At 67.3% G+C, this 11,264-nt stretch carries 15 protein-coding genes; 9 read left to right on the plus strand and 6 right to left on the minus strand.

Features of this window, described 5'->3' with window-relative positions; genetic code table 11:
- Positions 1–51 precede the first annotated feature (51 nt).
- The 5 genes from ACE37B_RS12245 (at position 52) to ACE37B_RS12265 (ending at position 2,916) form a co-directional block, all read left to right on the plus strand.
- A complete protein-coding gene (locus tag ACE37B_RS12245) occupies positions 52–333 on the plus strand; it encodes a type II toxin-antitoxin system RelE/ParE family toxin (protein ID WP_409923595.1) in 282 nt (93 codons plus the stop codon).
- Between the two features lie 11 nt (positions 334–344).
- On the plus strand, positions 345–644 hold the full coding sequence (locus tag ACE37B_RS12250) for a HigA family addiction module antitoxin (RefSeq protein ID WP_409923596.1): 300 nt from the start codon (positions 345–347) through the stop codon (positions 642–644).
- A gap of 379 nt (positions 645–1,023) precedes the next feature.
- The gene (locus ACE37B_RS12255; RefSeq protein ID WP_409923673.1) at positions 1,024–1,131 is read left to right on the plus strand and encodes an excisionase family DNA-binding protein; all 108 of its coding nucleotides are present in this window, start codon (positions 1,024–1,026) and stop codon (positions 1,129–1,131) included.
- A gap of 583 nt (positions 1,132–1,714) precedes the next feature.
- Entirely contained in the window at positions 1,715–1,861 is a 147-nt protein-coding gene (locus ACE37B_RS12260) for a hypothetical protein (RefSeq protein WP_409923597.1), read from the plus strand.
- Positions 1,858–2,916: a haloalkane dehalogenase gene (locus tag ACE37B_RS12265; protein ID WP_409923598.1), complete on the plus strand. Its 1,059-nt coding sequence runs from the start codon at positions 1,858–1,860 to the stop codon at positions 2,914–2,916. Before ACE37B_RS12260 ends, ACE37B_RS12265 begins: the two co-directional genes overlap by 4 nt.
- A gap of 164 nt (positions 2,917–3,080) precedes the next feature.
- Here the strand turns inward: ACE37B_RS12265 and ACE37B_RS12270 are convergent, their stop codons facing one another.
- The gene (locus ACE37B_RS12270) at positions 3,081–3,500 is read right to left on the minus strand and encodes a winged helix-turn-helix transcriptional regulator (protein ID WP_409923599.1); all 420 of its coding nucleotides are present in this window, start codon (positions 3,498–3,500) and stop codon (positions 3,081–3,083) included.
- A gap of 90 nt (positions 3,501–3,590) precedes the next feature.
- Here ACE37B_RS12270 and ACE37B_RS12275 point away from each other — a divergent pair, with 90 nt between their 5' ends.
- The 4 genes from ACE37B_RS12275 to ACE37B_RS12290 are packed head-to-tail and all read left to right on the plus strand — an operon-like array spanning position 3,591 to position 5,726.
- Positions 3,591–4,427, plus strand: a complete 837-nt coding sequence (locus ACE37B_RS12275) for an SDR family oxidoreductase (RefSeq protein ID WP_409923600.1) — start codon at positions 3,591–3,593, stop codon at positions 4,425–4,427.
- Entirely contained in the window at positions 4,415–4,861 is a 447-nt protein-coding gene (locus tag ACE37B_RS12280; protein WP_409923601.1) for a pyridoxamine 5'-phosphate oxidase family protein, read from the plus strand. Before ACE37B_RS12275 ends, ACE37B_RS12280 begins: the two co-directional genes overlap by 13 nt.
- 58 nt (positions 4,862–4,919) lie before the next feature.
- Entirely contained in the window at positions 4,920–5,282 is a 363-nt protein-coding gene (locus ACE37B_RS12285) for a hypothetical protein (RefSeq protein WP_409923602.1), read from the plus strand.
- 9 nt (positions 5,283–5,291) lie between these two features.
- The gene (locus ACE37B_RS12290) at positions 5,292–5,726 is read left to right on the plus strand and encodes a pyridoxamine 5'-phosphate oxidase family protein (protein WP_409923603.1); all 435 of its coding nucleotides are present in this window, start codon (positions 5,292–5,294) and stop codon (positions 5,724–5,726) included.
- Between the two features lie 80 nt (positions 5,727–5,806).
- Here ACE37B_RS12290 and ACE37B_RS12295 read toward each other — a convergent pair whose 3' ends face one another.
- The 5 genes from ACE37B_RS12295 to ACE37B_RS12315 form a co-directional block, all read right to left on the minus strand.
- Positions 5,807–6,304 (minus strand): PPOX class F420-dependent oxidoreductase, encoded by a 498-nt coding sequence (locus tag ACE37B_RS12295; protein ID WP_409923604.1) that lies wholly within the window; start codon positions 6,302–6,304, stop codon positions 5,807–5,809.
- 316 nt (positions 6,305–6,620) lie between these two features.
- Positions 6,621–7,121 (minus strand): nuclear transport factor 2 family protein, encoded by a 501-nt coding sequence (locus ACE37B_RS12300; protein WP_409923605.1) that lies wholly within the window; start codon positions 7,119–7,121, stop codon positions 6,621–6,623.
- Between the two features lie 2 nt (positions 7,122–7,123).
- Positions 7,124–9,082, minus strand: coding sequence for an NAD-binding protein (locus ACE37B_RS12305; protein WP_409923606.1), 1,959 nt, complete (start codon positions 9,080–9,082; stop codon positions 7,124–7,126).
- Positions 9,083–9,107: 25 nt separating this feature from the next.
- Positions 9,108–9,875, minus strand: coding sequence for an SDR family NAD(P)-dependent oxidoreductase (locus ACE37B_RS12310; RefSeq protein ID WP_409923607.1), 768 nt, complete (start codon positions 9,873–9,875; stop codon positions 9,108–9,110).
- Complete coding sequence (locus ACE37B_RS12315; protein ID WP_409923608.1) at positions 9,875–11,260, minus strand: aromatic ring-hydroxylating oxygenase subunit alpha; 1,386 nt, start codon at positions 11,258–11,260, stop codon at positions 9,875–9,877. The genes ACE37B_RS12310 and ACE37B_RS12315 overlap by 1 nt, the downstream gene beginning before the upstream one ends.
- Between the last annotated feature and the right edge of the window lie 4 nt (positions 11,261–11,264).

Below are 11,264 nucleotides of genomic sequence, written 5' to 3' on the forward strand. Positions count from 1 at the left end.
CGCCGCGCATAACGTTTGTCGTTAATGACGGGAAGCGTTACCATCAGTCGCGTGCTGCAGTCGTTCTCAGACAAGGACACCGAACGGGTGTGGCAACGACAACGATCCAAACGCCTCGACCCCACAACCCAACGCGCCGCCCTGCGCAAGCTGCTCATCCTCGACGCCGCCGACCAGATCGGCGACCTGCGCATCCCGCCCGGCAACCGCCTCGAGAAGCTCAAGGGCGACCGCGCCAACACCTACAGCATCCGCATCAACGATCAATGGCGCATCTGCTTCCGGTGGACGGCCGCAGGACCCGAAGACGTCGAGATCGTCGACTACCACTGAGAGGACATGACATGACGACACCCACCATGGAACCGATCCACCCGGGCGAGATCCTGATGCTCGACTACCTCGAACCGCTCGGCATCACCCAGCACCGCGTCGCCGTCGCAATCGGAGTCCCTCCACGCCGGATCAACGAGATCGTGCACGGCAAACGAGGCATCACCGCCGACACCGCACTGCGCCTCGCCCGCTACTTCGGCACCAGCGAACGCTTCTGGCTCAACCTCCAGAGCCGCTATGAAATCGAAGTCGAACGCGACCGACTCGCCACCACGCTCGACCAGATCGAACCCCTCGCGACCGCGTAGCACCGCTGCCCGAGGTCGTGCCTCAGCCGTGCCTCACACAGCGGTCAACAGTGGTCGACACCGGCTAGCAACGGCACAGATCCGTCGGCGCGAAACATCAGCCCATCGCACGTTTTCCCAGGTCACAGCCCTCCCGGCCGGTCGAGGGACTTTCGTTTCCCAAGCTGAGAACGCGGGTTCGATTCCCGTCATCCGCCCCACTTCGGGACCCCTGCTCGATGACCAAGTCGCTTCGGCGAGGGAGGACATGCGACATGCAGTGCAGGGACTCTGCAGGGCATGCCCATGGTTGACCGCTCGATTGCGTATCCGTGCGGCTTCTACCCCGACATGGTTCCCGCTCGGACCAGTTGCTTCGATATGACGACGTCGCCGAATCCTGGCCGTCTCGCGCGGAACCGTTCAACGTCTCGTGGATCGCCACGAGGTGCGAGCGATCCGGATCGGTACGTCGGTCCGCTTCGACCGCCGCGACATCGACACATAGGTCGAGGCCAGACGCCAAGCCGCAGCATGCCGCATGCCGTCGGTCGCAATCACCCCGACGACTCGGCGGTCACGCGCTCGTCTCCAGCCCGAGTCGATGGCGAGCTCGCCGTGGCGCACAGAGAGAAGTCTGTCAACTCTGAGACCGGATTCCGTCGAGGGCAGGGCTGGACTGGACGGACACAGGCCGGCCGGTGGCGGGCAAGACTCGGCAAGGGCCGACCGTCGCTCGGCACGGCTGATCTGTCATTGGATGACCTCGACTTCTGACCGTGCGGGTCGTAGCTGACCCCAACAGTGATCGTCGACGAGGTCGTGGATGCGGGGCGTCCGGGTTGGGCGGAAGCGTCGGAGCGCGCCCGGTTGACGGCGGCTGAGGCCGAGATGATGTGGAAGCGGCAGGTGTTGAACCCGGCGGTGTTCCACACATCTTGACCGGCGGCGGATGGCCAGGCTCTGACGGGCGTGCGTGACCTGCTGGTGCGTGCAGTGTGGCACCTTCGGCAGCTTCATGGCGGTTGCACTGGACGCCCACCCGTCGAGAAGGTAACTTGCTCTTTGCAAGCTATCCGGGAGGAGAAGTCATGACCATGTCCACCGCGCACCGATCTCAGTGGGACCCCTACGGGGAACTCTGGGCCGTCGTCGACACCGGTGCATCGTTCGCCACCTACGGCCCCGACGGCACGTTGACGTCGGCGACGGGCTGCTTCGACGGGGCAACCCCGTGAACCAGCACGCGACGCTCCCACCTGACGTATCGGCAGACGACGCCGAGATTCTCTGGACCGCAACCGGACGGCCATTCGTGCGGACACCGGACGACTGCCTTGACGGCCTGCCCGACTATCCGTGGGAGCCGCGCTATGCCCCGGTCGACGGGATGCGGATGCACTACGTCGACGCCGGCGATCCCGACGGCGAAGTCGTGCTGCTCCTGCACGGCCAACCGGACTGGAGCTACCTGTACCGCAAGATGATCCCGGTGCTCGCCGGTGCCGGCTTGCGGGTGATCGCTCCGGACCTGATCGGCTTCGGCAAGTCCGACAAGCCGGTACAACTCGCCGACTACCGCTTCTTGCACCACGTGGCGTGGGTCGAGGAGTTCATCGACGTGCTCGGCCTCGACGCGATCACGCCCGTCGTGCAGGACTGGGGTTCGCTCATCGGATTGCGCTGCGTCGGCAACCGCCCCGACCGCTTCGCCCGAGTGGTCGTGGCGAACGGCAACCTGCTCGTCCTCCCGGAGGGGGTCGAGATCCTGACCCTGCCGGACTCGCTGGAGCCGCAGGACCTCGCGTTCCCCGATGTGATCAGCCCCGGTGGTGGCATGGGACTGTTCGAGGCGTGGGCGACCTATGCGCTGGTCGGCCGCGACTTCATGCCGTCGGTGCCGATGCGGGCAACGATCAACGCCGATCTGACCGACGCAGAGTTCGCCGCCTACGACGCACCCTTCCCCAGCCGGATCCACATGGCCGGACCGCGGACGTTCCCCTCCCTCGTCAACACCGTCGGCGACGCACCGACCAACGAAGCGGCCCGGGCCGCGCTCGAAGCGTTCGATCGCCCCGTACTGGGCTGCTTCGGTCTGCTCGATCCGATCTTCGGAACGCCGGACTCGATTGCCGCGACGCGCGAACAGATCGCCGGCGCCGTCGGCCAACCCCACCACGACTACCCGGACGCCGGACACATGATCCAGGAAGACGTCGGGGCGGACCTTGCCGCTCGCATCGCCGCCTGGATGCACGACACACCCGACCCGTTCGGCTCCACTCGCTGATCCGCCAACCGGGCGCACCCCAGCTGGTCCTCACCTCGCCGCAGCCAATGAGCGTGCTCACCTACAGCGACTGGGAAGACAACCCGGAGCCCTACCTCGCACACGTGTTCCGCTGGATCGACCGGGCGGAAGCAGAACGGTGACACCCGGTCGTCGGATCCCGCTCAGTCGACGACTCGGGTGCTCGCCGCCGCCGTGAACTGCTTGATTAGTTCGTCGCGGCGCTCGGCTGCGTTCGCCTTCTCGGGCGGAACGTCGGCGGCGGTGTTGGCGATCCCCCAGATCATCAGGTCGATGAGCACCGGGATCAGCTCGATCGCAGGCTGACGGGGGACGTAGATCCAGCGGCGCCCGTCCTCGGGATCGCGCACTCGCGCGATCACGCCGGCGTCACGGAGGCGCTGCAGACGTTCGGCGAGCGTGTTGGTGGCGATCGCCTCGTCGACGGCGAAGTCGGCGAAATGGGAGACCCCACCGAGCACGAGGTCACGGAGCACCACCAGGGTCCATCGATCCCCGAGCACGTCGAGCGACGCCGCGACGGGGCACGACGAACGCAGTTCGGTGTCCGACGACCTGGGCATTTCGCAATCTTACTTGCGGTTCCAGAGCGATCAAGGTAGCTTCACTTGCAATCCGCAAGCGAGAGACGAGGGAGAGACGAGGGAGAGACCGTGCTGAAGGGTTCACGAGTACTGGTCACGGGTGGCAGCTCCGGCATCGGCCGATCGCTGGCGACGGCACTCGCGACCGAGGGGGCAAGGGTGGTGGTCACCGGCCGGGACGCGCAGCGTCTCGCCGAGACGGCCGCGGCCCACGAGCACATCGACGCCGTCGTCTGCGATGTCACCGACGCCGCCCAGATCGCTGCACTTCAACAGCAGATGGCCGCGACCGGCGGCATCGACATGCTGGTCAACTGCGCCGGGGTGATGCACTTCTTCGACGTCACGTCCGGCTACCCGCTCGACCGTCAGCTCCAGGAGGTCGACATCGACGTGGCGGGACCGGTCCGAATGGTCGATGCCTTCCTGCCCGGACTGCTCGAACGACGCTCGACGATCGTCAACGTCAGCTCCGGGCTGGCCTGGGTCCCGTACGCGGCCGCGCCGGTGTACTCGGGTGCCAAGGCGTTCGTGCACGCGTGGACGGTGTCGCTGCGCGAACAGTTGAAGGACACCTCGGTCCGGGTCGTCGAACTCCTGCCGCCGGTCACCGACACACCACTGGCCGACGGGCTGAACCCGAGCTTCAAGCGGATGCCGCCCGACGAGCTCGTTGCGGCGTTCGTGAAAGGGCTCGAGCGCGGTGACGACGAGATCGCCCCCGGGCCAGTCGAGACAGCTGAAGTGGTTGAGCAGGCTGGCTCCCGGCTTCATCTTCGGTCAACTCAACAAGGAACCCGCCCGATGACGATCGCCCATCCCGACCGCGACGTCTCCGGTGATCCGCCGAGCACGCCGACACACCAACTGCAACACGACCGAACCGAGGACACATGCTGGACCTAGGGCTCGTCCGCTCGATGCTGAGCCAGGAGCACGGCCTCGCCGTCGTGAGCACCACCCAGTCCGACGGTCGCGTGCTGTCGAGCGTCGTCAACTGCGGTGTCATCGATCACCCGATCACCGGCGACCGATGCGTGGCGTTCGTGTCGATGGGCCGGGCCGCCCGAGTCGGCCACATCCGGCGCGGATCAGAGGTGACCGTCCTCGTGCGGCGGGACTGGAAGTGGGTCTCGATGACCGGGCCTGCCGACGTGATCGGTCCCGACGATCTCCGCCCCGGCATCGACCACGAGGCCGTCCGGTTGCTGCTTCGCGACGTGTTCCGGGCCGCTGGTGGTACTCACGACGACTTCGACGAATACGACCGGGCCATGGCCGAGGATGCTCGCCTCGCAGTGTTCGTCGCGCCTGAGCGCATCCTCGGAGTGGCGCCGTGAGGAGCAAGCCTCGGTGTCATGCACCACGAGCCGGCGGGCGTTGCAGCGTGATCGAGACGTGAATGCCCTCGCCGGCTGGATCGGCATCCAGGACACCCCCGAAGAGCTGCGTGTGTGGCTGGAGGCGATCGGCGAAGAGCTCGATGCGCTCGGCGCCAAGTCCGTCGACGAACTCGAGGTGTCGAGCATGTGCTGGTTCGTCATCACCGACGAGCCGACCGATCAGACCCGCAACGGGAAGCTGACCAACCTCCTGAGCGGAACGCAGGAGCAGATCACCCAGAACCTGATCGAACTCAAGCAGGCCGGCATGACGATGCCGTTGATCTGGCCGCCGTTCGCGGACGTCCCGACGTCGAAGACGCTCGAGGACCTGCGGGTACTCAACGACGAGATCCTGCCGACGGTCAACGCCGCCTAGGTTGCCCGGATGCGGCTCCCCGAGGACCAGGCGCGTCACCTGTTGCAAGCGAACAGCCACGGGTTCATGGCGACGCGACACCAGGAACTCGGCGTCGACGTCGGGCCGACCGTGTACGCCGTGGTCGGCGACCACCTGGGTTCTCCGGTCGACCTGGTGAAACCCAAGTCGTCGACCCGGCTGCAACGGGAACGGAACCTCGAACACGACCCACGCGCGACGCTGTCGATCGAGCACTGGGATCGCGACGACTGGTCGAAGCTGTGGTGGGTGCGCGCCCGCCTCCGCTGGCTCGGACACGGCTCACACGCGCCGACCGACGCCCTCGCGAACCGACTGGCCGAGTCGTTCGTCCAGTACCGGGACAAGCCCTTCGCGGCGGTGCACGTCTTCGAGATCGTCGCCGTCACCGGTTGGGCAGCGAGTGACCCGTCGCCGGCATGAGCTGCGAACCCTGAGACGCCCCCGCAGCGTGGGTCGGACGCAACGACCGATGCCGTGAGTCGTTTCGATGTCGGGTCGGGTCAGTCGTCGTCGAAGAGTTCGGGTGGGAAGCCTCCGGTGCTGACGGGCCCCCAGCGGGTCGGGCGGATGCGGATCACCGACTTGCCCTGGTCGACCATCGCCTGGCGATACTCGTCCCAGTCGGGATGCTCACCGCTGATGCAGCGGTAGTACTCGACGAGGGCGTCGGCAGCGTCGGGCATGTCGACGACCTCGGCATCGCCGTCGATCTGCACCCACGCCGAGTCGAACCCGTCGCCCATCACGAGCACCGACGCATGGGGGTTGCGTCGGACGTTGTTGGCCTTCGCCCGCTGCGGATAGCTCGAGATCAGCAACTCGCCGTCGGAGGTGATCGTCCCGGTCACGAGGCTCATCTGCGGCCGCCCGTCCCGGCGGGTGGTGGCCAGCACGAAAGCGTGTTTGCCGGTCGCGAACCCGATCAGCCCGTCGCGGTCGACGACGTCGGAGGTGGCGATCCGCTTCGCGCGCGGGTCGTCTCTGGGGATCTTCTTCATCGTGTCTCCTGAGCGGTCTGACTCTCACCCTAGGACGATGTCGAGCAGGGCATCACTCGAGGCAGCGACATCACCACCGCCGCGGACGGCGTCGGCGACGCCAGCCCCGGCCAAGTCAGCGAGACGTCGAACGGCACGACGGCCAACCACCCGAGCCAACCACCCGAACAGTGGAGCCGGACCGCACAAGCCACCGGACCAACCGCATGACCCACCCACCCGCCCAGCCGCAGACGTGCGACGTGCGACGAGGCGCCGGCCGATTCGATCGGATCAGCAGATGAGTCGGGCTGTCGATCGTGCCTTGCTCGGCGGGTCACATGAACGTCGACGATGGATCGTCCGAACCTCGCGCCCCACGCTGCCACGAGTCGGGCGGCGCCGATTCACCGTCGATGAACACTCGCTCCCAATCGTGCACGACGACGCGGGTCGAGATCGCCCAGCGCCCGGAACGTCGCTCCAGTCGGTCGAGGTAGCGCACGCCCTGGCAGACGAGGGTCGTACCCCCACCCCGGCGCGAGCGCGTGTACGAACCGATGCAGTACGCCTCGGAGCGAGCGTCGTCCCCATCGACGACGATGAGCGGCGGGCTCAGGTGGTGGCTCGTGGAGTCGAGCGCTCCAGCGAGAGCGGTGAGGAACCCGATGAGTCCGTCGACGTCGCCACGGTAGAGACCGTGATCGTCGGTGGCATCGGGGTGATAGCAACTGCGCACCAGGTCCCAATCGGCCCGATCCGCACCGCGGACGTAGCGCAACAAGACGTCGGTGATCTCGGTGCGGGCCATCAACTCGTCGAGGTCGGCAAGGTCCATGGTCAGATCTTCATGCCGAGCTCGAAGCCGTCACGGATCGCAGCGGTCAGGAACCGCTGGGTTCGAGCGTCGCCGACGACGTGAACGACGTCGGCGACGTCGCCGAGCAACGCAGCGAGTTCGAGGTTCGGTTGATGGTGACTGATGTGCACCACCGCGGCGGCCCGGACCGTCGTGTCCGAACCACCGTCGAGGCAGCCGATCGTGACCACACCGTCGCCGACCTCCGCGAGGTACGCGCGACCCCGAACCGCCACGTCGGCGCGAGCCAGATGCTGACGAGCCGACCAGGTCGACCAGTCGGGAGCGATGCGGTTCGCCATCCCCTCGAACCGGGTCACGACGGTGACGTCGCAGCCCGAGTCGACGAGGTGTTGGGCGACGACGACACCTTCCATGTGGCCGACATCGTCGAGCACGACGACGGGCCCCGACAGCGGGGGCGCCTGCTCGTCGAAGACCTCCCATGACGACAGCAGCCGGGTCGCGTCCGTCGACTGCAACGAGACGGCCGGCCGGCCGAGTTGGATCGGGTCGCCCGGGATCGGGCCGCCGGCGAGCGCAGCGACGTCGAAGCGCCCGATCGTGGCCGGCGAGGTGGCGTCGATCTCCGAGCCGAGATGGACCTCGACGCCGAGTCGATCGAGCTCCGAGACGAGCCAGTCGACGATGAGGCCCATGTCGTCTCGGCCCGGTGTTCGACGCGCGAGCGACAGTTGCCCACCGAGGTCGGATGAACGTTCGTACAGCACCACGTCGTGTCCCCTCGACGCCGCTACCCGCGCCAGTTCGAGGCCTGCGGGTCCACCGCCCACGACGAGGACGCGCCGGGCGGCCGCTGCGCGACCGAGGTCGGCGTCGTCGATCCTCGCCTCGCGCGACACGGTCGCGTTGACGGTGCAGCCCAACTCCCGCTCGAAGAGACCGCCGAAGCATCCCTGCAGGCATCCGATGCACGGCCGCGGCACCTCGCCTCGCTCGGCACGCACGACGAGGTTGGGGTCGGCGATGGTGGCGCGCACCATCGACACCATGTCGGCATCACCGCGGGCGACGATCGCGTCGGCCTCGGCGAGGGTGAGGATGCGCCCGGTGACGATGGTCGGTGTGTCGACGGCCCGCGTGATCGCGATCGAGTCGGGGAGCTCGTACCCGTGCGGCTCGTCGACCGGACCGATCATCTTGTTCATCGACTGGTACACGCCGGCCGACAGGTCGAGGAAGTCGACGAGACCGGACTCGGAGACACGTCGGGCGATCTCGACGCAGTCGGCGTTGTCGAGTCCGCCCGGGAGCTGCTCGTTCCCCGAGAGCCTGATGCCCACCGGGTAGCCGGGGCTCACCGCGTCGCGGACCGCGTCGAGCACGGCAAGCGGAAACCGCAGCCGGTTCTCGAGCGACCCGCCGAAGTCGTCGCTGCGTCGATTGGTCAGCGGGGACAGGAACTGGGCGAGGAGGTAGCCGTGCGCGCCGTGGAGTTCCACTCCGTCCAGCCCCGACGCTTCGGCACGGCGGGCCGCCGCAGCGAACGCGTCGACGACGTGCTCGATCATCGCGGGCGTCATCTCCTGCGCTGGAACACCAAGTGTCCACCCGGCGATCGTCGACGCCGACCACGGCGCCGAACCGTCGAGTGGGTCGAACTGGTTGCCGCCGTGGAAGAGCTGCGCGAAGACACGCATGCCCTGGCCGTGCACGGCCTCGGCGACCCGGCCCCATCCGTCGATGATCTGATCGTTCGATGCGTCGAGCGGCGCCGGGCTGATCGCCTGATCGACCGACGCGCTCTCGAGGATCGTGAGCCCGACGCCGCCGCGCGCCCGAGCCTCGTGGTAGGCCACGAACTGGTCGGACACCTGGCCGCGTCGAGAGAACTGCGTGAGGTGAGCTGCTCGAACCACCCGATTCGGAATCTCGACGCCGCCGAGCCGGATCGGCGAGAGCACCGCCTCGTAGCTCATGGCAGGCGCAACGGGGCGACGGCGGTCAGCATGCGACGCCGCCGTCGACGACGAGGGTCTGGCCGGTCATGTAGCTGCTGGCATCGGAGACCAGGAGGGCGACCGCGCCGTCGAGTTCGCCGGTGCGGCCGAGCCGTCGCATCGGCACCGCCGCCTCGAACATCTCGGTCACCTCGGCATGGTCGGTGACCCCGGTCGTCATCTCGGTGGGGAACATGCCGGGACACAAGGCGTTCACCCGGATGCCGTGGCGCGCCCACTGCAGTCCCAGCTCACGGGTGAGTCCGATCAAGCCGGTCTTTGCTGCGACATACGACGCCTGAGGGAGCAGCTCCATACTGCGGAACCCGGCGACGGAGGCGACCATGACGATCGATCCGGAACCCTGCGCACGCATCGGGCCGTAGGCCGCCCGCGCAAGAGCGAACGGAGCCACGAGGTCGATGTCGACGACCTCGCGGTAACCGTCGACCGACTCCTTCGCAGCGGGGACTGCGTTGGCGATGCCGGCGTTCGCGACGACCACGTCGACGCGGCCGTGTCGGTCGAGCGCATGCTCGACGAGTGCCTCGTTGGCGCCCGCCTCGCCCACGTCACAGGCGACGGCCTCGGCATGCTCCAGGGTGCCGACGAGGTCGTCGAGTCGTTCCTTTCGCCTCGCCGCGAGTACTCCGATGCCACCGAGGCCATCGACCACTTGGGCGAACCGGACGCCGAGGCCAGAGCTGGCACCGGTGATCACGACGACCTTGCCGTCGAGTCGAAAAGAGGCGAGCGGATCGAAGCCCGACATCAGCGAACCTCGTGCGTCGCCGCCGCGTCGGCGTCCATGTACGCGTCGAGCGTTTCATGGAAGTGGCGGATACGGCTCTCCTGATACTTCATCAGGGTCACGCCCGGCTTCTTCGAGGCGCGCAGTCCGCGTTGGATGCGCATCAGGTTGTCGGTGTCCTGGTCGGCGACCATCGCCGCGGAACCGAGTTCAGGAGCGTCCGACCACATCTCGTCGAGCCCGAGCATCCGCATCTCGGCAGGCTCGGGGTGGCTGCCGTCGGGACCCTTCGCGAACAGGAACATGATCTCCATGATCGACGTCTCCGGATCGTCGCCGTTCGGGCGGAATCGATACGTGAGCGGCAAGGCCTGGCCGCCCCACGGCACCATGTTCGGGAACAGCATGTACTCGATCAGGTCGAGCGCCTCGGTGTCCGACAGCTCGGACAGGTCGGTCCCGGTCGAGCGAGAGATCTTCTCCCGCGAGCGCTCGGCGAGCTTGTCACGAGCACGTTCGCCGCCGGCAACGTCGATCGGTTGACCGCCGAAGAACGGCACGTCGCGCCGCATCTCCTCGATCGTCTTCTCGGGCGGCGTGGTCTTGACCGAGGGGCTCGGCACGCCCTGCACGCTGATCATCCGGCTGACGTGGCGGACTCCCGGCCACACGTCGTACTGGGTGTTGGTGTCGCCGTAGTACGACAGCACCTGCGGATGCGCCGACGACACGTGATACGCCTCGACGAACGCCTCCATCGCCAGCTTCCAGTTGCACGGCATGATCTTCGCCACGTGCGCCGCCTTGTAGCGGTTCTCCAGATCGAACGCCGCGAAGTGCTCGGGGAGGTTCTCGAGGTACGACTCGAGCGGCTCGGCGTCGAGGTCGAAGTTGACGAACACGAAGCCACCCCAGGTACCGACCTGCGCCTCCGGCAGGCGAAGCTCGTCGGGGTCGATGTCGGGCAGATCCCACTGCTGCGGGATGTGGGCAAGCGTGCCGTCGAGCTTCCACGTCCACGAATGGAACGGGCAGCGGAACCGCTGCACGCAGCCGGCCTCGGTGCGCAGCATCGTGCCGCGGTGCAGGCACGAGTTGACGTAGGCGCGGATCTCGTCGGGCGCGGTCCGAACCACCAGGAGGGAGTCGTGGACGATCTCGTAGATGATGTGATCGCCGACGTTCGGGATCTCCTCGACCCGGCAGGCGAGTTGCCAGCACTTCCGCCACACCTGCTCGACCTCACGGTCGTGCCACTCCTTCGAGAAGTAGCGATCGATCGGGACGTCGTCGGTGGACTGCCCCACCGCCGGCGACTCCACGCGCATGAGATCGGGCGCCGGGTTGACGTCGTCGGCGAAGACGTCCTGCACCGACGGGCTCGGGCGGTTGGCGATGAGGTCCATGTGT

The sequence above is a fragment of the Ilumatobacter sp. genome (assembly GCF_046290335.1).
In the GTDB taxonomy this organism is placed as follows: Bacteria; Actinomycetota; Acidimicrobiia; order Acidimicrobiales; family Ilumatobacteraceae; genus Ilumatobacter_A.

Excerpts from the sequence above, each read along its gene's own strand:
- ACE37B_RS12250 (WP_409923596.1), top strand. The coding sequence starts at position 345 with ATGACGACACCCACCATGGAACCGATCCACCCGGGCGAGATCCTGATG.
- ACE37B_RS12260 (WP_409923597.1), top strand. The coding sequence starts at position 1,715 with ATGACCATGTCCACCGCGCACCGATCTCAGTGGGACCCCTACGGGGAA.
- ACE37B_RS12270 (WP_409923599.1), bottom strand. The coding sequence starts at position 3,500 with ATGCCCAGGTCGTCGGACACCGAACTGCGTTCGTCGTGCCCCGTCGCG.
- ACE37B_RS12280 (WP_409923601.1), top strand. The coding sequence starts at position 4,415 with ATGCTGGACCTAGGGCTCGTCCGCTCGATGCTGAGCCAGGAGCACGGC.
- ACE37B_RS12290 (WP_409923603.1), top strand. The coding sequence starts at position 5,292 with ATGCGGCTCCCCGAGGACCAGGCGCGTCACCTGTTGCAAGCGAACAGC.
- ACE37B_RS12295 (WP_409923604.1), bottom strand. The coding sequence starts at position 6,304 with ATGAAGAAGATCCCCAGAGACGACCCGCGCGCGAAGCGGATCGCCACC.
- ACE37B_RS12300 (WP_409923605.1), bottom strand. The coding sequence starts at position 7,121 with ATGGACCTTGCCGACCTCGACGAGTTGATGGCCCGCACCGAGATCACC.
- ACE37B_RS12305 (WP_409923606.1), bottom strand. The coding sequence starts at position 9,082 with ATGAGCTACGAGGCGGTGCTCTCGCCGATCCGGCTCGGCGGCGTCGAG.
- ACE37B_RS12310 (WP_409923607.1), bottom strand. The coding sequence starts at position 9,875 with ATGTCGGGCTTCGATCCGCTCGCCTCTTTTCGACTCGACGGCAAGGTC.
- ACE37B_RS12315 (WP_409923608.1), bottom strand. The coding sequence starts at position 11,260 with ATGGACCTCATCGCCAACCGCCCGAGCCCGTCGGTGCAGGACGTCTTC.